This window comes from Dechloromonas sp. CZR5 (assembly GCF_008711155.1).
Classification (GTDB): Bacteria; Pseudomonadota; Gammaproteobacteria; order Burkholderiales; family Rhodocyclaceae; genus Azonexus.
In genome coordinates, this window is record NZ_VUYQ01000006.1 from 1 (window position 1) to 19,569 (window position 19,569).

Here is a 19,569-nt window from a genome sequence, read left to right on the forward strand (position 1 = left end):
CTGTGTCATTCTTGAGATTCAGTACGAGACTCGGCATAACCCGGTTCGCGGCATAGTGGATCTCATGCCGAGCTCGGTATGAGATCCATACCCGTTCGCCGCCACTCATCAGTCCGACGCTCTTGCTTTCGCCGGATTCACCATCGTGCACCAGGATGTCGAAACCCTCCTTCTGCTCGCCCTTGAGCGTTTCGACCAGGGTCTGGATGGAGACGGTAAAGCGCGAACCGTAACAGGCCAGCAACAAGTCGTTGGCCAAGCGAGACAAGGTAGGGCCTGCATCATCAATGGCCAGTGCAATCAGACCGTCGTTGCTCATGCACTTCGCAAACAGCGTCCAGTTGCTCAGCTCGGATTCGATCTTGGCGATCCGGCTTTCGATCTGCGTACGCCGGCAAGCCAGCGCTTGCGCCTGCCGAATCAAAGCACCCAGTGCTTCCGCATCGCGTACTGCGGCCATGTGCGCCTGTTCGGCAGCCTCCACACCCCGCAAAGCCAGCTCCACCTGCGTCTGTGCGTTTACCAGGCTGGATTCGTCATAGGGAGCAGGCAAACTAGCGAGAAGCTCTTTGAGGCGGTTCAGGGTGTCGCGGTAGTGTTTTGCCTGCGACTCGTGTTCCGCGGCAATGGCCTGCCGTGTGCTAGCGATTTGCTGACGCTCCTCCATCTCCTCGGGCGTTTCAGCCTCGGCCGTTTCTTGCCCAAGCATCGCAAGCTCTTCATCAATCGTGGCGAGAGCCTCCCGGACGCGCGCCAATTCAGCCCCTCTCTCGGCCAACAGCGTAAGCCGCGCCACACGCGCACTGGCACGATCAACCAACCGCTCTGCCAAGGCCTTCGCCTGCGGCGCTCCGGCAAGCTCATCACGCTGCGCTCCCAGGACTTTCAGTTCCTTCGTCGCCGCATCCTTCTCGCGCGCCAGACGGTTGATCGTGACCTGAGCGCTGGGAACCAAACTCTTAGCTTCCCGCGCATCGTTCAGGAGCTTGCATTCACCTTGCAGGTCCGTGCCGACGCAAGGGACTTCTCCCGTCAGGCCGAGTCGCCGCGCCAATTCCTCGGCCTTGAGCGCAGCCTGGCCAGCCTCGCGTTCGATTCCAGACAGTTTCTGCTCGATGAATCGCTCCGAGGTCTCGCATTGAACCAGTCGTTGCGCCCGCTCGCGCCATTCGCCGAGTTGGTCGGATCGCAAAGAAAGGATGCGCCCGGCCAGAGGGTGGCGAAGCTGCGCCCATCGGACACGCTCGGCAACAGCCAACAACGAGAGGCATTGCCGGCGCTGGCTCAGTAGTCCCTGGCGCCGGGCACGTTCCTGAACGAGACGCTGGGCGATACGCTGCGACAATCGTTCCAGACGCCGGCATTCGGTCTGTTCCTGAACATTCAGTGCTTCGATGGCCCGGGTGCCGGCCAGCATCACTTGCTGGCACTCCCCCTGAAGCTGCGCCCGACGGCTCTCCACGCCTTGCGACAGCCCACGTTCCGCCAATAACTGGGCGTGCCGGGTCCGGGCCTGCGCCAGGGTCGCCTGCTTCGTCTGCCGGGAGACGAGCGAATTGGCGACATGTGCCGGAGCGCCGTCGAGCCTCCGGCGTTCTGCCTCGATGCCTTCCGCTTCCTCCTCTAGCCTTTCCCGCTCCTGGCGAATCGCCCCCAGACCGGCTTTGAGCAAGCGTGCCGTTTCGGCCGCTTTCAGTCCTAGCGTACGAATTTCCTCTTGCCCGAGCAGGTCGGCCAGCAAGGTCTTGATTTCTGCATTTCGATAGGCACTCAGTTGACGCTTGCCTTGAGCCGAGAAAACCGATGTGAAGAAGGTATCGGCACTCCCGCAAATGGACTCGATGCAGCGGGTATAAGTATCTACCTTGCCGTCCGAGATGGTGCCATCGTCCAGAATCACCGGTTTCCACACGCCATCGTTAGCGAGAGCGAACAGGAAGGCTTCGGTCCTGCGTCGCCCATTGAGGCGGATGACGACCTGGGAACGATAGTGCCGGCGGCCATGCGTCCAGGTCAAATCCTTCTCGTTTTCCGGCAGAAAGACATGGTCGTAATAGGAAAAACCACCGGGCCCAGCCAAAGCTGCCCGTGACGGCATCGTGAGGTAGGGATGCAGGTTATCCATCACGGTGGTCTTGCCGCGTCCGTTGGCACCAGCGATGGCAACCAGTTCGGCACCGGCAACCAGTCGCTCGAAGTCAAGCGTGAGAACAACACGTCCCAAGCCATCGCGGATGCCGCGGAAGCCCTTCAAAGTCAGTGAAAGCGGTTGCATTGCTCGCTCCTTGATTGAGCACCCAGAATCTCATCCCGGATTCGGCATGCAAGGCCAGAATCCCCCGGATGGCAGCTGCCCCTCGTGAGAAGGCTCATATGCCTCACAGGCATCGAGACACTTTGTCGCTAGCGAATCCATAGAAAATTCCAAACCATCAAGCAACGTCTCATGCCAAGAGACTGGACCTGCCTATACTGGAGCTCCTTCAACTCATTCCAGGATCATGAACACTTCGATCGAATTCAGCGGTTTGACACAATGGCTGGCCGACAAGATCGGCCTCCCCCAACCGGTACTCTTCGCGCTGACCATCGGCTCGCTCCTCGGCTGGGTCTGCTGGCGCACCCGATCCACCCATGTCGTGATCACCCGAATCTGGCGCTTGATCTTCGGCAAAACGGCCATGGCCGACCGGGAGATTGGCAAATTCATCGAGAACCGCAATCGCCTCGTCACGTTCCGTTTCTTTTCCGGAATGCCGGTCCGCACCTTGGCACAAGCGAAGCGTATTCTCCGTTGGTCGGCAGTTCATGACGAAGAAATCGCCGACATCAGGGCATGCGGTGACCTGTTCGATCTCGAAGCTTGCCGACTGCGTGAGGAGCGCATCCCCGGCCGTCCCCTGCAGGTGTTTCAAGTGCTCCTGTTGGGTGGTTTGGCGGGAGCGACGATCCTCACGGGCTATGGATTGCGAATGGATCAGGCGCTCCTGCAATTTAAAGAAAGCCAGAAATGGTTCTGGCTATCGGAAACCACTGCCGTGCCGCTGGGCGGAGAAGGATTTGTTTCCAAGAAAGCCTGCCTGGACGATGTGCTACCCAGCCCTAACCCGACGTCGTTCAGCAACGACGAGGTCGGCATCGTCTGCAAAGCATTCCGCGATTCCGATACTCCTGCCTTCGTCGACAAAATCGTGGAGCAGCAGCGCGCCCTTCTGGTACCGATCGGCGTGACGCTACTCTACTGGATGTGGCAGTGCTGGCTGCTGTTCCGTTGCGGCATCTTTGCCCGCAATATCCAGCAGCGGATCAGCAAGCCAAAGCAAGGCCCCAAGGACAAAACGAATGCGCGGAATACCAAAACATCTACCCCTGACTGCGCTCGTTCGCCCCTGCCCACAAAACACCACGAGGACGAGGAAGCCACTATTGCTGCGTGAGCTTCCAGCCGATTCTGCGCCGTATCAGAGGGCAACGGAGGTTCCGGCACGGAGCAAGTTCTGGGCGATGTCCTCCGGGCTCTCGGTACGCAACGCGACCAAACAACGCTGCAACGGCACCTTGCTAATCCCGGCTACCTCTGCCCAGGCCTGGACCTTGTCTGCCAGGTTCGCCAACTGCGAAATTCCCGCTGCCCGTGCACGTACCACTGGGACGATCCGCCCCTCCAATTTAATTTCCGCCGCCCCGGTCAGCAGTTGTTCGATGGCTGCACGGTCGACCCCGTGGCGATCCTCGTCGGCGACAGTCCAACGCACACGCAAGTAAGCTCCAGCGATGTCCTGTCGTGCGAGGCTTGCGCGCAAGGCATCGAGGTCGGGCTTGCCCTCGAAAACGATATCCATGGTCCGCCGGGCGGGCGTCGGTTCCAGCGTGCACTGCGCCTGATCGGCATCGACGTCCCAACACAGAAACCCCTTCTCGCCTTCCTCGCCGTAATGGAAACGGCCGATCGAGCCGGCATAGGCAATACATTGCCGCCCTCCCCGCCCCTCCAACTCCCAGGACTGATGGCGATGGATATGCCCCAGCATGAACGCCTGGGCCTCGCTGCCAAACAGGGCGCCGGTGGTGAATTCGTGGTCGAATCCGGCCATCGGCACACCATGCTCATTCAGGGAACCGAACACGGTACCATGCGAAACGCCAACGGTCGGTATACCCAGCCGGCGGGCCGTGCGGTGGATCGGCGCATAGCCGCGCAGCAACTGGGCCAGATGCTCGCCGACGGCTTGGGCGGCTTCTGCCGCACCGACCGTCGCGGCCACTACTGCCCTGTTAACCGTCGGCAGGAAAGTAAACACGGCCCGTGCGTCGGGTGGCAAGGCATCGAAGCACCAGCCGTTCGAAGGAATCCATTCGCTACGCGCTGTCAGCACCACCTGCTCGATACGCTCGGCGACATGGATTGGATGACGTCCACCCAACAGCCGGAAGATGGAAAGCGTTCCGGGCGGCTCGTGCGAGAAGGTGCCTTGCAGCATCAGTACCGGGCAATGGTCGGCCAGCCGGCGCAGTTGTACAGCGAGTCGGCCGACGGCCGGAGCGTGCAAATCGAGGCCGTGGTCGGTGGCGTCGCCGGAGATGACCGCCGCCTCTGCCCCCAAAGCGATAGCCCGGTCAATCGCCGCCGAGAAACAACGATCGGCCTCCGCCAGATTCCGTGGACCGTAATGCAGGTCGGAAAAATGGGCGATGCGGATCATGCTGTCCTCCCACGCGTCGCCAGTTTCAATTCGCTCTCGATCTTGTCGCCATAACCCTGCGGGTCATTGCCGTAGCGTTCCAGCTCGTTCCAGGCCTGGAGACGACCGTTCGGATTGAGCTTCCAGCCCCGTCCCCAGCGCCGGTCAGCATAGGCTCTGTACTGCTCAGGCCCAATTCCGTAGGCCTCCACCCGGTGCATCAACTGCTCGAAACTGGGGTGCCCATTCCTTTCCGGCGCTTCCTCGGTGAGTCCGATGCCTCCCGGCGAGTCAGGCAACTTAACTTCGTCTGCCGACACCGGGGACACCGGGAATTCAATTTCGACCTCGGCGCGATCCCCTTGCAGGACTTGCGTCGCTAGTTGGGCCTGGGCCAGAATCGTTTCGGTATCGTCGTTGTCGCGCAGCAATGCTGTGACATCGACTGGCGCCTCCAGATCGATGATCCATTGGGGCACGCGCACCGCCCGTCCCTGCTCATCGATATGGGCCACCTCCATGAGTCTCTTGGTCAGGTAGAAAGGCGTACGTTGCCGATCGAGGAAGCCGGAAATTCGTCCACCGCGCAAGAAGCCCACAGTCTCGAACTTTTGGATCGCCGCGTTCATTGCATAGAAGCTATTGGTATGTAGCTCGAAGGCACTGATGGAGCGGATTCCGGGAATGAAGAACAGGAAGCGCCCAGTCAGGTTGCACTGGCGTGCTTGATATTCTCGGCAGGCCTCGGGGTCACAGAGACCGCCGTTATCTTCACGGACCATGGTCTTGCGTCCACCGAAGAGACGGATCGTGCGCCGTCCCGTGTCGTCCACCGGCACCGGCGCATGGCACATGCAATGGCGGACTCGGCCATCAGCCGAGTATTGCGACCAATAGTGCTTCTCGTGCGCGCCCCAGGCCGCCAGTTCGTGGGGCATGACGGTCTGCCAGAAGTCCGACGGGAATACCACCGGGAAGCGGTAAAGACGCCGCCCCTCCCCCCGATCGTCGCCATAGGCCTCCAGAATTTCCCTGGCGATCGCGGGATTTGGGAAGTCCAAAGCTCGTACAGTAAACCACGGGACGTTGCGCGGAACTAGCGGTGCCTTGATATCTGGCAGGGCTGCTGTAATGGCTCGCTCGATCTGCTCGAAGGATTGGCCGGCGGCCACCCCTTGTTCATAAATCGCTTTAGCCTTCGGCTCGTCAGCGGCTTTCTTGGTCAGTACTTTGATACCGGCACGAATCTTACCGCCCGTGGGAATACGGGCAGTTCCTTGGCCGAGCAAGGTCGGTACCGCACCACCACCCTGCACCGCAATTGCCGGGGATGTATTGGGATGGGCCATGGCGGAGCTCCTTCATGATCGTCGGGACATTCCGACAATTCATGTTCCCGCTACTTCCTTTCACATCAACCCCATGCAATTCTTTACCCAGCGCGGTCACGGCCAAATACCGACATGGCGCGCTTCGAACTCGTCGCAGGGCCCGCCCAACGCTTTCCGTAACTCGTTCAGAAAGATGCTGAAATTCTGCACCATCTATGCAGCCTAAATCCAAGGCGACCTGGTCGAAATTAGCGGAGTCGGCAGCTTTCGCCGAAGCCTTTGCTCTGGGTGCCAAGGGCGTAATCCGAAAACCTGCGTGCCTGTCACAGCCCCACTTCTTCAAGACATGGAAGGAACTGTGTGAACTGGTGATGTTGGCGTCCAGATCCTCACCCTTGGCGGCCGTGCAAAGATCGTTCAGCCAGAGCCGATTACCCTTTTCAAGGGAGGCATCGGCTGATCCGTCCACCACACCCAAGCATCGTCCTTGCACGCCGCTACCGCTTTCTCCTTCGCCGCTCGCTCCTTGGGGTCCATGAAGGCGCTGACGACGTGCAAGGGCACCGGGGCCGGCCCGGCATCGAGTAGCAATGCATTGGGAAAAGCTGAGGCAGAGCGGGCGTCGTAGCGCAAGGGTTTGACGAAACGGCGGTGCTGGGCAACCAAAGCGACGATCAACGGCAGTTCATACACACCTTCGAGGGGAATCCAGTGCTCGCTCGTCAGCATCAGACTCACCGCTTCGATCTCGTAGGTGTATTCGCGGCGGGCGCGGATCAGCGCAGCCATGACTAAGCGCACTGGGTGGCCGGTGTCGGCATCCCGCGCCTCGAACAAAGGAGCAAACACCCGCTCGATCCGCTCCCAGTTCCGGGCCGCGATCAGCAACGGGGCATCCGGCATGTGGCGAATCCAGACCCGACGTCCCTGAGCCGTTACGTCGTTTCCTTTGTAATCGCCGACCACCAGGGCCAGTGGCGTCTGGCCATCGTGGGGGCGCAGTACCGCCAGTTTCTCGCGTCGGCGCCTGGCAACCTCAGTTTTGGCGGTTTCGCTGAAGGGTTCGGGCACATACAGGCGCTGGGCCAGCGGTACGCCCTTGACCATGATCTCTTCAGCGGCTTCCTGCAGGTACTTGCACAACACCCCCTGATTGCGCTTGCCCGCCATCGCCGGACTCCAGCGGTTGAAGCCGGCGCGCTCGAACAGGAAATGCAGCAAGGCCCGCAACGTCATGCGCAGTCGCGGCACCCCCACCTCGACTACCTCGTGTGGTTCACCGCGCGGCACGCTGTGCCCGGTCATCCTTGTCCAGGGAAAATCGACGCGCAGTTCTACCTGGCCAGGCACGGATTCCAGCACTGCGTCGCCGATCAATTCGCCCAATCCCGACAGTTGCGCTTCAGGCTCGAAGGAAGGACAACCCGGATGGTGAGCACTACCGCTGTCCGGCATGCGTTTAATGACAAACCGTCGATGTCGGGCTACGTACATCTCGACCCCTTTCGGCACGCAAAGACAACGGGGCCGTTCGGAGATATTGTAAATTTTGGCAAGTGCCTCCTGGAGTTGCGGACTGTCGTCCTCGATCACCTGCCCAAGGATGGCAAACCGCTGGGCGTCCATCACAACTCAGACCGATTCATCGAGAATTTCAGCCAGCGTCGGTCGTGGACGCGGCAGCAGTTCGCGTACCGCGCTACGCTCGCCAATGCCGAGGATTACCCCCACCTGCTCCTCATCGGCGCCGCGCTCGTACATCCGCGACATCAGTGTCAGTCGAGCGGACTGAGCGCTCAGGCCTTTCAATTCGGCATAGCGGAACAACTTACGGTAGGTTTCCAGCAAGGCGCGACAGACATGACGGTCCTGCCCCGGTGCATCATTGTTAGGGAGGATCTTGTAAGGTTCGCCTCTCGGGGACAAAAACACCCGGCTTCCTGGATCGAGGCCACGGTAGGCATCCGGCTCACCCATCCCATACCCACCCCGGCACCGTTCCTGGAAGTAGGCAGCCAGCACTTTGTCGAGCCGGCTGCTACTGAAGTATAGCGGCCGCGGCTTGCCGTTGATGGCTACTTCGGCCCGCAGTTCCGACTCCCGGCGCACGTTGCCGTCGGGGTGCAGATAGTCGCGCACTTCAAGCCTGGCGATTTCGAGGGGACGCAGGCCAGTACTGAACAGGATGTAATAGAGTGCCAAATCGTGCCATGTACGACTAGCTCGCCCCTTGATACGCACTGCACCCTGCGCCACGTCCTCTGCTGAAAAAATCCGGGTCGGACGGGTAGTTGGTAGTGCTTGAGGCTGGAAATTCGCCAAAGCAACCAAAATGGCATCCCGGCACAAACGCAATCGCCGTACGAAAGCGGCACCTTCTTCCTTGATTCCATCAACGCCAACGACCTGGGTAAGCTGAACTGCAATGGCCTTGATGCGCCGCTCTACGGCAGTACGCGAGACACCGAATCGGGCACCCACCGTTTCATAGGTTTCACCGTCGATGACAGCACGAAGCATCTCGATGGACAGCCAAGCGTTCTCGTCGCGCCTGCTGTTCTGCGGACTAACCTGCATGACTTGCATCTCCCATGACCCGGACACATTCCTGAATGTTCAAGCGCCGAATCCCCCTTTGCCAGGAGAAATCGCCTGGAAAGACACGGGATATCCTCATCAGGCTGAAAGCACTGTTGTCAGCGGCAATTTGCTGGCAGTTCCCATGCTGAGGCGAGTCACAACCTCTTCTAGGGCCGTTTGAAACGCAGCGGACATATGGACGCTTCGGCCGTGCGACTCTAGGGCGACCTTCGATCGTCAGCGCAGACCTTGCTGCGCGATCCAATGGCGAATGTCCTCGGCACGCCATGCGGTCACCCGTACGGATAGCTTTATGGGCGCAGGAAAGCTTCCTTCTTGAACGCGCCGCCAGAGCGTCGACTTGGAAAATGGTACGAAGGCCAAAACTTGGGCCTGACGCAGAAAACCGGTCTCGGGTAGCGCCAGGGTGATGGCCATCTGCATGGCGGGTGCAACACTGCAAGACGTCACCATCTCGGCGACGGTAGAACGGATAGATGGCATGATCTGACCTCATTGCGGCTTGCGCCGGCAAAGGACGTGACCTGCTCTGTCTCGGTCGCGCTAGGTCAGAATGGCGCGGAACGATAGGGAACGAAAAACTCGACATCATGCCGCCAGCGCCCCGGCAGCGCAGCATGGAAAAGAAAATGTGCTCGGACTGACTGTTGCCTACTGACAGACCGGAATATTCAGCCTGAATCGGATAATCCGTTCCAGAATCATTGTGGCCGACCCACATTATTGCGGACCGTCAAATACAAGGCAGGTATCGACTGCAACGCCAATCGCCAAGGCGATGAAAATCCCCGTATCACTCACAAATCGAACGGCCCTCGGAGATTCGTACAACGTAGAGATTCTGGGTAAGCTATGCAACGCGCGCATGGGAAAAACTTTCGAAATCGACACCCCCAGCCTCCGGTTGAATGTTGTAATTGATTAGGCTGCATCAAGTCAGCCGGACCAATGCCGTTGCCCCTTTAAATATCCCCGCCTTAGAACCAAAGCTTCCCCATCATTTGCAGACTTCGTGTTCCAACTCATTGGCCAAGCGTTTCATTTGCTGTATCAAGCCATACAGCCGCTTTGCCAGGGCCACTGAGGCTTCTGCGCCTTGCCCACGGCACACTCGTTCGAGATCTATCTCGCCCTGCAGCTCACACCCATCCACCGCATTGGAAAAACTCCCAATCGATTGATCAATCAGTTTCGCTCTCAGCCGTGCGAATTCTGCTGGCGACTCCTGTGCAAGTTTTGCCATCAGATCAAAATCAAACGACTGTCGGTTTTGTGAGTTCTGCATATGCGGTAATCCATACTGTGTCGTTCGGCCGAACAACAGGCCTTACCTCGAATGTCGCCGGATCGGCCAAATTGTCCTGGGCGCTCGTCTCAAGCGCAGTTTTTGCGCCCACACCATTAACCGCCACACGTAACCTCGCCGCTTCGCGAAGGTGCCAAAATACCTTTGACAAAATATGGAGCCATTCCGGCGCATCGAGATCGTTACGCATGCTAATCGCCTTAAGTTCGGCCAGTAGAAGCAGGATGATCGAAAAAGCACACGCCGTAGAGAAATCGTCGTAGCCCTTGAAGTACAGCATCGAGATCAGACCGAGCAGTGTCGTGGCGTACATGCAGTCGCCTGGGAACTCCAATGATTTTTGAAACGTGGTGCCGTTCTCCTTGTTGTTCTCGGGCGTTTTTTCCGGGTAACCGTCAGGCAAATGGCCAACCGCTGTCATGCTCTGATCCCGATCACATGTTTGGATAGTTTGGCCCGCCACCACCTTCTGGCACCGTCCAGTTGATGTTCTGGGTCGGGTCCTTGATGTCGCAGGTCTTGCAGTGCAGGCAGTTCTGCCCGTTGATCTGCAAGCGCGGCTTGCCCTCGTCCTCGCCGAGGATTTCGTACACACCGGCCGGGCAGTAACGCGTTTCCGGCGAACCGAATTTCACGTAGTTGACCGAGATCGCCACCGACTCATCCTTCAGGCGCAGGTGCGTCTGCTGGTTTTCCTCGTGGTTGGTCGCCGACAGGAAAACCGACGACAGGCGGTCGAAACTGATCTTGCCGTCCGGCTTCGGATACGTGATCTTCGGATAGACGTTCTTGTCGCCCAGTTGGCTGTGATCGTCGTAGTGACGCATGGTCCACGGTGCCTTGCCGCCGAACAGGTAGGTATCGATTGCGCCGTAGGCCAGCCCGCCCCACAGGCCCCACTTGAAGGCCGGGCGGATATTGCGGACCTTGTACAACTCGGCCCACAGCCAGCTCTGCTTGATCTGCTCGCCGTATTCGGTGACCTCGGCGCCGGCACCTTCCTTGAACAGATGCTCGAACACGGCCCTGGCGGCGACGATGCCGGACTCCATGGCCATGTGCGTGCCCTTGATCTTCGGCACGTTGAGGAAACCGGCGGTGTCGCCGACCAGCAGGCCGCCCGGGAAATACAGCTTGGGCACCGACTGGTAGCCGCCTTCGGACAACGCGCGGGCGCCGTAGGAAATGCGCCGGCCGCCTTCGAAGAAGCCGCGAATGGCCGGATGCGTCTTGTAGCGCTGGAATTCCTCGTAGGGCGACAGCCACGGGTTCTTATAGTCGAGACCGACGACGTAACCCACCGCCACCAGGTTGTTCTCCAGGTGGTAGAGGAAGGAACCACCGTAGGTCGCCGAATCCACCGGCCAGCCCACGGTATGCACGATCAGGCCGGGCTGGTGCTTGGCCGGGTCGATTTCCCACAGTTCCTTGATACCGATGCCGTAGGTCTGGGGATCGACACCGTCGCGCAGGTTGAACTTGCCCCACAGTTCCTTGGTCAGCGAACCGCGGCAGCCTTCGGCGAAGATGGTCTGGCGGGCATGCAGTTCCATGCCCGGCTGGAAGTTGTGGCCGGGCTGGCCATCCTTGCCGATGCCCAGATCGCCGGTAGCGACACCCTTGACCGAACCGTCCTCGTGATAGAGCACCTCGGCGGCGGCGAAGCCCGGATAGATCTCGACGCCCAGCGCCTCGGCCTGCTCGCCGAGCCAGCGGCACAGGTTGCCCAAGCTGATGATGTAGTTGCCGTGGTTGGACATCTGCGGCGGCGTCGGCAGCTTGAACGAACCGCTTTCGGTGAGGAATAGGAAGCGGTCCTCGCCGGCCGGTGAGTTCAGGGGCGCACCGCGCTCCTGCCAGTCCGGGAACAGTTCATTCAGGGCATGCGGTTCGAGCACGGCGCCGGAGAGAATGTGGGCGCCGATTTCCGAGCCTTTTTCCAGCAGGCAGACGGAGACTTCCTTGCCGTTCTGCTCGGCCAGTTGCTTGATGCGGATCGCTGCGGACAGCCCCGAAGGGCCGCCGCCGACGATCACGACATCGTATTCCATCGCATCGCGATCAGTACGCATGGCAGTTCTCCAATAATGGATTTGGAACTCCAACAATAAAAAGACTCAGCAAAAATCGGGTTCAACTAGAACAATTCAGCGCCTATATTCTGAATCGCGGCATCGCCTGCCATCACGGTTTCGGCAAAGGCGCCGGCCTGCGGCAGCAGTTGGTCGGCATAGAAGCGGGCCGTGGCGATCTTGGCGCGGTAGAAAGCCTGGTCGCCCTCGCCCGTGTCGAGATAGCCAGCCGCAGCCAGTGCGGCCTTGCCCATGAACCAGCCGCCGCAGACGGTCACCGCCAGATGCAGGTAAGGAACGGCGGCGGTCAGCACGCCGCTCAGACCGGTCTTGGCGTTGGCGGCCAGCCATTCGGTGGCGTCGGTCCAGGCCTTGAGGGCAACGCCAAGACGCTGGCCGATGGCCTGCAGTTCCGGCTTGCCGGAGGCGCCCAGTGCCTTGGCCGTGGCGTGAACCTCGCCAAAGATGACCTTAGCCGTTGCCCCCTGGTCGCGCATCAATTTGCGGAACAACAGGTCATTGGCCTGGATGCCTGTGGTGCCTTCGTAAATGGTGGTGATGCGCGAATCGCGCCAGTGCTGCGCTGCGCCGGTTTCCTCGATGAAGCCCATGCCGCCGTAGATCTGGACGCCCAGCGAGGTCACTTCGATACCCATTTCGGTACCGCCGCCCTTGACGATGGGAATCATGAATTCGGCAAGCCAGAGCTGACGCTTGCCTTCCTCGGTATACCCGGCTGCGTGGGCGCGGTCGAGCAGGCCGGAGGTGTAGTAGGCCATGGCGCGACAGGCTTCGACGCGCGACTTCATGAGCATAAGCATGCGGCGGATGTCCGGATGGTGGTCCAGAGTGACCAGGGCTTCGCCAGTGACAGAATCGCGGCCCTGCTTGCGTTCGCGTGCATAGCCGAGCGCCTGCTGGTAGGCGCGCTCGCCGAGGGCGATGCCTTGCAGGCCGACGCCGAGACGGGCTTCGTTCATCATGATGAACATGTATTCGAGGCCGCGATTGGCTTGGCCGAGCAGGTAGCCGACCGCGCCGCCATTGTCGCCGTAGGCCATGACGCAGGTCGGGCTGGCGTGGATGCCAAGCTTGTGTTCGATCGAAACGCAGTAGGCATCGTTGCGCGCACCAAGCGAACCATCGGCATTGACCAGGAACTTCGGTACCAGGAACATCGAAATGCCCTTCACCCCGGCCGGTGCATCCGGCAGGCGGGCGAGCACGAGATGGACGATGTTGTCCGTCATGTCGTGGTCGCCGTAGGTGATGAAGATCTTCTGGCCGAAGACCTTGTAGCTGCCGTCGGCCTGCGGCTCGGCGCGCGAGCGGATGAGCGCCAGATCGGAGCCGGCCTGCGGCTCGGTCAGGTTCATCGTGCCGGTCCATTCGCCGGAGATCATCTTCTCCAGGTAGATGGCCTTCAGTTCGTCGCTGGCGCAGGTCAGCAGTGCCTCGACGGCGCCGGTGGTAAGCAAGGGGCCGAGCGAGAAGGCCATGTTGGCCGAGCAGAGCATTTCCTTGACGGCGACACCCAAGGTATCGGGCAGGCCCTGTCCGCCGAACTCCGTCGGCGAGGTAATGCCGTTCCAGCCCGCTTCGCGGAACTGGCGATAAGCGTCCTTCCAGCCGTTGGGTGTCGTCACGCCATTGGCCGTCAACTTGCAGCCTTCCTTGTCGCCGACGCGATTGAGCGGCGACAGGACTTCGCCGGCAAATTTGGCGGCTTCGTCGAGAATGGCATCGGCGAGATCGGGTGTTGCCTCCTCGTAGCCGGCAATCTGACTCAGTTCCTTGAAGCCGGCCAGTTCGTCCATGACGAAACGCATGTCTTTTACCGGGGCGCGGTAATCACTCATTGCTGCTGTCTCCAAACATTTCAGAAATACAAATCGTCGCAAATTGCATTCAGCGAGCAGGCGTCAATTTTTCAACATATTCGGTAGCGTCCCTTGTACGCCCCGCTAATTTGCCTACTGCATCGGCAACAACAGCAAACCCCCTCCCGGCCTCTCCTGCGCGAGCAGCTTCAATTGCGGCATTGAGTGCAAGAAGATTTGTTTGATTTGCTATGTCTTTTATAGTTAGCATGATTTCACTAATTTTCTCCATCTGTACTTCTAACTGCTCACGATGACGAGACTCGGAATGCTGAAATTCGATTTGCAGCTTTTTTGCGTGTACATCAGTCATTGTTCCAACAAACCTTATAGGCACTCCACTTTTATCACGCTGAGAATACCCTCTCGCATGGAACCATCGATATTCACCGGAACAATGCCTTAGTCGATATTCAATATCGTAAAGATGTTGATCTGAACGGTCTGAAAGATGTGCCATAAAACATTCAAACACTCTTTGCTTATCATCTGGATGAACACGACTTGCCCAGCTTTCCAAAACATTAGGAAAATCGTCTTCCGTTTCAAACCCCAAAAGCTGCCTTATTTGTGGTGACCACCAATATTTACTATCAGAACTAAGAGGATCCCCTTTAGATAAGGCGATATCCCAGATTCCATCACTGAGCATTTCTTGAACCAATTGGAACCTGATATACGCAGTTTGGAGCAAAGCATCTCTGGACATCTCATCTGAAATGTCTCTTACAGAACCAGCAAATTCGAATGTCGAAGCAGCTCCAGTTTGATTACCAACACCCTTCATACGAAAAAATCGACAGTCGCCATCTTTTGTTATCAATCTAAATGTAATAGAAAACGGCAATACGCTATAACGGTCATTTAGACAGGCGTTCAAGGCCAGCAAAGTGGGGGTCACATCATCAGAATGAAGGCAGTTAATTAAGCTCTGTAGTACATCAGGAAAATCGTCTTTCCCACTGAACCCAAGTAAAACCCTGAGTCGATCCGTCCATAAAACTTCCTGCGACTTCTGCAAAGGATAGATAACAGATCGAATCTCCCAGAAACACTCATCGCTAACTTTCTGAGCTATATCTAATCGGCATTTATATTTTTCAATACGTGCATTACCGCAAGCTATCTCTTGATATAGTTTTCGAGACGTATCGTCATGTTCGCGAACTGCATCATTGAGCCGCTGAAACTCCCCAAGTAACTGATCTCTCGCCACCAGAAAATCGGACAGCTCTGGTTGAAGACCTAAAACACCTAGCTCAAATCCGCTATGCTGATTTGCACTTAGCGCGCGGGAAAGTTCGTGAATAATTTTTGACAGTCGTCTCTTACTTAGCCACATAGAACCGAATATCCACAAATAACGTTCAAATTTGAACTAAATCTACAAAAGTATTCCGCTCTTGAGAAAAACAAGAGTGTTTTAGAGCCGTTTCGAATACACCTCTCATCACAGCCGTTCGAAGATGCCAGCCGCACCCATGCCGGTGCCAATGCACATGCTGACCATGCCGTACTTGCCGCCAGTGCGCTGCAGGCCGTGCACCAGCGTGGCCGTGCGGATGGCGCCGGTGGCGCCGAGCGGATGGCCCAGCGCGATGGCGCCGCCGAGCGGGTTGATCTTGCTCGGGTCGAGCGGCACATCTTTCAGCACGGCCAATGCCTGTGCGGCGAAGGCTTCGTTCAGTTCGATCCAGTCGAGCTGATGCTCGGCAATGCCGGCCTGCTTCAGCGCCTTGGGAATCGCGGCGACGGGGCCGATGCCCATGATTTCGGGTGGCACTCCGGCAACGGCAAAGCTGCAGAAGCGGGCCAGCGGCACCAGGTTGAACTGCTTGAGGATCTTTTCCGAGACCAGCAGCACCGCCGCCGCACCGTCCGACATCTGCGAGGCGTTGCCCGCCGTCACCGACCCCTTGGCGTGGAACACCGGCTTCAGCTTGGCCAGGCTCTGCACCGTCACGTCGGCGCGCGCCCCTTCGTCATGCTCGGCCAGGCGCTGACGATGTTTGACCTCGCCGGTCTTCAGGTCGGGCAGATATTCGTCGATCAGATACGGCGTGATCTCGGCCTTGAAATGGCCAGCATCGATCGCTGCACAGGCCTTCTGGTGCGAGGCGTAGGCGAAGGCATCCTGTTCCTCGCGGCTGATGTGCCATTGCTCGGCCACCTTCTCGGCGGTCAGGCCCATGCCGAAGGCGATGGCACGCTGCTCGTCGTGGGCGAACACGGCCGGATTGACCACCACCTTGTTGCCCATCATGTTGGTCATCACCGTCATCGACTCGGTGCCGGCCGCGATCATCACATCGGCCTGGCCGAGGCGGATCTGGTTGGCGGCATCGGCCACCGCCTGCGAACCGGACGAGCAGAAGCGGTTGATGGTGATGCCCGGCACGTTGTTGGGCAGTCCGGCCAGCAGCACGCCGATGCGGGCGACGTTCATGCCCTGCTCGGCTTCCGGCATGGCGCAACCGACGATGATGTCGCCGATCAGCGCCGGGTCCAGCCCCGGCGCCTGCGCCATCACGCTCTTGAGAACGTGGGCCAGCAGGTCGTCCGGCCGCACGTTGCGATACATGCCCTTGCGCTTGGCGACCGGGGTGCGGGTCACGGCGACGATGTAGGCGTCCTGAATCTGATTGTTCATTGTCTGTCTCCGCCGTCTCAGTTACGCAGGGGTTTGCCGGTGTCCAGCATGGCCTTGATGCGCGCCTGGGTTTCCGGGGTTTTGAGGAGTTCGAGGAATTGCCGACGTTCGATGGCCAGCAGCCAGGCTTCGTCGACCAGGCTGCCGTATTCAACCTCGCCGCCGCACAGGGCAACGGCCACGGCGCGGGAAACGCGGTAATCGTGGGCTGAAATCATGCCGCCTTCGCGCATGTTGACCAGCGTCATTTCCATGCTAGCAATGCCAGTCCGACCAGCAACCGGCACGCCACGCGCCGGAACGGGTGGCGCGTAGCCTGCATCAGCCAGTAGCCGCGCCTCCTTAAGTGCAACGAAAAGCAGTTCGCGGGCATTGAACAGGATCGTGTCGCCCGCCTTACCGAAACCAAGATCGATCGCTTCATGGGCGCTCTTGCTGGTCTTGCCCATGGCCACGGTCATGAAGGTTGGCGACAGGTTGCCGAGCACTTCGCCCGACGTACCAGACTGCGCCGCCCAGCGGGCTGCACGCAGCGCCAGTTCCTTGCAGCCGCCACCGGCCGGGATCAGGCCAACGCCGACTTCGACCAGACCAAGATAGCTTTCCAATGCCAGCACACGTTTGGCCGCATGCATCGCGAATTCGCAACCACCGCCCAGGGCCATGCCCTGTACTGCCGCCACCACGGGGAGTTGCGCGTATTTGATCGCCATGGTCGCCCGCTGGAACTTGGCCACCGTCTGTTCGAGGCGCTCAAAATCGCTAGCCTCACAAGCCTCGCTGATCTGCTTGAGATTGGCGCCAACAGCAAAGGGCGCCTCGTGCCAGATGACCAGACCGTCGAGGCTGTCGGCGGCCTGCTTCAGCGCAGCCAGCACGCCATCAAGCACTTCGTCGCCGATGGCGTGCATCTTGGACTTGAAGGAAACGATGCCGATGCCGGCGTCGACCGTCGGCAGCGTCCACAAGCGGACGCCGTCGTTCTCGTACAAGGTTTTGCCGCTGGTTTCCGGTTTCGCCAGGGTTTCGCCCAGCAGCAATTCCGGGAAGAGCTGGCGCCCGTAGACCGGCAAGGTCGAGCGCGGCACATTGGCCTGACGGCTGGCCGACCACGACCCAGCCGGGCCGTGCACGCCACTGCGCCCCTTGGTCATCACCCAGGCCGGTAGCGGAACGCTGCTCATGGCCTTGCCGGCGGCGATGTCGGCAGCAATCGCCTGTGCCGTTTCAGCCCAGCCGGCGGCCTGCCACAGCTCGAACGGCCCCTGTGCCCAGCCGAAACCCCAGCGCAGCGCGAAATCGACGTCGCGGGCGTTGTCGGCGACATTTTCGAGTTGCACGGCGCAGTAGTGGAACAGGTCGCGGAAGATGGCCCACAGGAATTGCGCCTGCGGATGGTGCGAGGTGCGCAAGGCGCCCAGGCGTGCCGCCGGGTCGCTCATCTTGAGCATGGCGTCGACTTCTGGCGCCAGACTGTCGTCGCTGTCACGGTACTCGCCGAGAGCCGGATCGAAGACCTGGATGGCCTTGCCCAGCTTGCGGAAGATGCCGCCCTTGGTCTTCTGGCCAAGCGCGCCTTGGGCGATCAGGCCGTCGAGCCAGGACGGGACGTTGAAGAAGCCGTGCCAGGGATCGCCCGGCAAGGTATCGCGCATGGTCTTGACGACATGGGCCAGGGTGTCGAGGCCGACGACGTCGCCGGTGCGGTAGGTAGCGCTCTTCGGGCGGCCGATGCGGGGGCCGGTCAGGCCGTCGACGGTATCCAGCCCGAGGCCGAAGGCGGTGGTGTGATGCATGACCGCCAGGATCGAGAAGACACCGATGCGGTTGGCGACGAAATTGGGCGTGTCGAGCGCCCGGACGACGCCCTTGCCGAGGCGCGATGTCAGCCAGGTTTCGAGACCATCAAGCGTGGCCGGATCGGTGCCGCGGGTAGCGATGATCTCGACCAGCGGCATGTAGCGTGGCGGGTTGAAGAAGTGGATGCCGCAGAAGTTCGGTCGCAGCGCCTCCGGCAAGCCTTCGGCCAACGCATTGATCGACAGGCCGGAGGTGTTGGAGGCGATGACTGCGGTCGACGGCAAAAACGGGGCAATTTTGGAATACAGATCGTTCTTCCAGTCCATGCGTTCGGCGATGGCTTCGATGATCAGATCGCAGCCGGAGAGCAGTTCCAGATGCTCCTCGTAATTGGCGGCGTCAATGTATTGCAGCTTGTCGCGCGTCACCAGCGGCGACGGTTGCAGGCGCTTCAGGCCATCGAGCGCCTTCTTGACGATGCCGTTCTTGTCGCCCTCCTTCGCCGGCAGGTCGAACAGCACCACCGGCACGTTGGCGTTGGCGAGGTGGGCGGCGATCTGCGCACCCATGACCCCGGCGCCCAGCACCGCAGCTTTATTGATAATTAGACTAGGCACATCAAATCCTCATTGCGCGCCCCGCGATTGGCAAAACCAGCCGCCTCAGGCAGTTAAAAAAAATCTCAATGGAAACAAGATCGACAAATATCAGTAAGGGAATTGGCCAATAAAAATCCCCCCGCATCAAACCAGCCACGAAAACCAATGTAAGCATCCATTTACATGTCGAAATCGCTCCCAACACACTTTTATTCGGAAGTAATTCACGAGAAATCAACCAATAGCCACAGCCCCAAGCCGAAACCAGGACACCACAAAAGCGTAAGGACGCAGCACCTCCGAGCAATGGGGGCAAATCAATCTCCGATGCAACCTCTGGCAGGGTGGTGAGAAAAACAATACCAATGACATAGTTTGGATATGCTGCAAATGAAAAAAAACGCTTGGTATGAAATCTCATTTTCTCCTCAGCTTCCGGTACAAAACCAGCGAATAGGACACCGCAAGGTGTCTCATCCGAGAAGAATATGGAGAATCAACGTGATAAAAAATCCCGGAAATTAGTGCTCATTTACCGGAACAAGTGTCTGGAAATCCGGGATATTTGCTGCGGCGCAGCAAACCATTTCCGCATTCAGTTACTTTGAATGCTCTTGGCTGGCATGAGGAGGTCCGGCTGAGTTGCCC

Annotated in this window: 15 protein-coding genes; 1 reads left to right on the top strand and 14 read right to left on the bottom strand. The window is 59.2% G+C overall.

All coding sequences use genetic code 11. The features are described from left to right. Window positions 1-2,275, bottom strand: a 2,275-nt coding sequence (locus F1002_RS15285) for an AAA family ATPase (protein ID WP_191090428.1), incomplete at its 3' end; no start/stop codon positions are given. A gap of 226 nt (window positions 2,276-2,501) precedes the next feature. On the opposite strand from F1002_RS15285, the gene F1002_RS15290 reads away from it, so the two are divergent. Continuing rightward, entirely contained in the window at window positions 2,502-3,437 is a 936-nt protein-coding gene (locus F1002_RS15290; protein ID WP_150429918.1) for a DUF6216 family protein, read from the top strand. A 24-nt stretch (window positions 3,438-3,461) separates the two neighbouring features. Here the strand turns inward: F1002_RS15290 and F1002_RS15295 are convergent, their stop codons facing one another. From F1002_RS15295 to F1002_RS15355, 13 genes are all read right to left on the bottom strand, one after another. Further along, window positions 3,462-4,703 (bottom strand): metallophosphatase family protein, encoded by a 1,242-nt coding sequence (locus F1002_RS15295; RefSeq protein ID WP_150429919.1) that lies wholly within the window; start codon window positions 4,701-4,703, stop codon window positions 3,462-3,464. Then, window positions 4,700-6,031 (bottom strand): hypothetical protein, encoded by a 1,332-nt coding sequence (locus F1002_RS15300; protein WP_150429920.1) that lies wholly within the window; start codon window positions 6,029-6,031, stop codon window positions 4,700-4,702. Before F1002_RS15300 ends, F1002_RS15295 begins: the two co-directional genes overlap by 4 nt. A gap of 399 nt (window positions 6,032-6,430) precedes the next feature. Further along, a complete protein-coding gene (locus F1002_RS15305) occupies window positions 6,431-7,639 on the bottom strand; it encodes a DUF1173 family protein (RefSeq protein ID WP_150429921.1) in 1,209 nt (402 codons plus the stop codon). A 6-nt stretch (window positions 7,640-7,645) separates the two neighbouring features. Then, entirely contained in the window at window positions 7,646-8,590 is a 945-nt protein-coding gene (locus F1002_RS15310; protein WP_223879631.1) for a site-specific integrase, read from the bottom strand. 240 nt (window positions 8,591-8,830) lie between these two features. Beyond that, window positions 8,831-9,097 (bottom strand): AlpA family transcriptional regulator, encoded by a 267-nt coding sequence (locus F1002_RS15315; protein ID WP_191090429.1) that lies wholly within the window; start codon window positions 9,095-9,097, stop codon window positions 8,831-8,833. A 514-nt stretch (window positions 9,098-9,611) separates the two neighbouring features. After that, window positions 9,612-9,899, bottom strand: a complete 288-nt coding sequence (locus tag F1002_RS15320) for a DUF3135 domain-containing protein (protein ID WP_150429923.1) — start codon at window positions 9,897-9,899, stop codon at window positions 9,612-9,614. Then, window positions 9,868-10,341 (bottom strand): hypothetical protein, encoded by a 474-nt coding sequence (locus F1002_RS15325; RefSeq protein ID WP_150429924.1) that lies wholly within the window; start codon window positions 10,339-10,341, stop codon window positions 9,868-9,870. Before F1002_RS15325 ends, F1002_RS15320 begins: the two co-directional genes overlap by 32 nt. 13 nt (window positions 10,342-10,354) lie before the next feature. After that, complete coding sequence (locus F1002_RS15330; RefSeq protein ID WP_150429925.1) at window positions 10,355-11,992, bottom strand: electron transfer flavoprotein-ubiquinone oxidoreductase; 1,638 nt, start codon at window positions 11,990-11,992, stop codon at window positions 10,355-10,357. A gap of 65 nt (window positions 11,993-12,057) precedes the next feature. Next, window positions 12,058-13,851: an acyl-CoA dehydrogenase C-terminal domain-containing protein gene (locus F1002_RS15335; protein ID WP_150429926.1), complete on the bottom strand. Its 1,794-nt coding sequence runs from the start codon at window positions 13,849-13,851 to the stop codon at window positions 12,058-12,060. Window positions 13,852-13,900: 49 nt separating this feature from the next. Further along, window positions 13,901-15,214, bottom strand: coding sequence for a PAS domain-containing methyl-accepting chemotaxis protein (locus tag F1002_RS15340; RefSeq protein WP_150429927.1), 1,314 nt, complete (start codon window positions 15,212-15,214; stop codon window positions 13,901-13,903). 108 nt (window positions 15,215-15,322) lie between these two features. Continuing rightward, window positions 15,323-16,522 (bottom strand): acetyl-CoA C-acyltransferase, encoded by a 1,200-nt coding sequence (locus F1002_RS15345; protein ID WP_150429928.1) that lies wholly within the window; start codon window positions 16,520-16,522, stop codon window positions 15,323-15,325. Window positions 16,523-16,539: 17 nt separating this feature from the next. After that, window positions 16,540-18,939, bottom strand: coding sequence for a 3-hydroxyacyl-CoA dehydrogenase/enoyl-CoA hydratase family protein (locus F1002_RS15350; RefSeq protein WP_150429929.1), 2,400 nt, complete (start codon window positions 18,937-18,939; stop codon window positions 16,540-16,542). 1 nt (window position 18,940) lies between these two features. Further along, complete coding sequence (locus F1002_RS15355) at window positions 18,941-19,342, bottom strand: hypothetical protein (RefSeq protein WP_150429930.1); 402 nt, start codon at window positions 19,340-19,342, stop codon at window positions 18,941-18,943. Between the last annotated feature and the right edge of the window lie 227 nt (window positions 19,343-19,569).

Bases quoted from the DNA above. Each gene is read 5' to 3' on its own strand.
- F1002_RS15330 (WP_150429925.1), bottom strand. From the start codon at position 11,992: ATGCGTACTGATCGCGATGCGATGGAATACGATGTCGTGATCGTCGGC.
- F1002_RS15320 (WP_150429923.1), bottom strand. From the start codon at position 9,899: ATGCAGAACTCACAAAACCGACAGTCGTTTGATTTTGATCTGATGGCA.
- F1002_RS15300 (WP_150429920.1), bottom strand. From the start codon at position 6,031: ATGGCCCATCCCAATACATCCCCGGCAATTGCGGTGCAGGGTGGTGGT.
- F1002_RS15325 (WP_150429924.1), bottom strand. From the start codon at position 10,341: ATGACAGCGGTTGGCCATTTGCCTGACGGTTACCCGGAAAAAACGCCC.
- F1002_RS15305 (WP_150429921.1), bottom strand. From the start codon at position 7,639: ATGGACGCCCAGCGGTTTGCCATCCTTGGGCAGGTGATCGAGGACGAC.
- F1002_RS15345 (WP_150429928.1), bottom strand. From the start codon at position 16,522: ATGAACAATCAGATTCAGGACGCCTACATCGTCGCCGTGACCCGCACC.
- F1002_RS15295 (WP_150429919.1), bottom strand. From the start codon at position 4,703: ATGATCCGCATCGCCCATTTTTCCGACCTGCATTACGGTCCACGGAAT.
- F1002_RS15310 (WP_223879631.1), bottom strand. From the start codon at position 8,590: ATGCAGGTTAGTCCGCAGAACAGCAGGCGCGACGAGAACGCTTGGCTG.
- F1002_RS15290 (WP_150429918.1), top strand. From the start codon at position 2,502: ATGAACACTTCGATCGAATTCAGCGGTTTGACACAATGGCTGGCCGAC.
- F1002_RS15355 (WP_150429930.1), bottom strand. From the start codon at position 19,342: ATGAGATTTCATACCAAGCGTTTTTTTTCATTTGCAGCATATCCAAAC.
- F1002_RS15340 (WP_150429927.1), bottom strand. From the start codon at position 15,214: ATGTGGCTAAGTAAGAGACGACTGTCAAAAATTATTCACGAACTTTCC.
- F1002_RS15335 (WP_150429926.1), bottom strand. From the start codon at position 13,851: ATGAGTGATTACCGCGCCCCGGTAAAAGACATGCGTTTCGTCATGGAC.
- F1002_RS15315 (WP_191090429.1), bottom strand. From the start codon at position 9,097: ATGCCATCTATCCGTTCTACCGTCGCCGAGATGGTGACGTCTTGCAGT.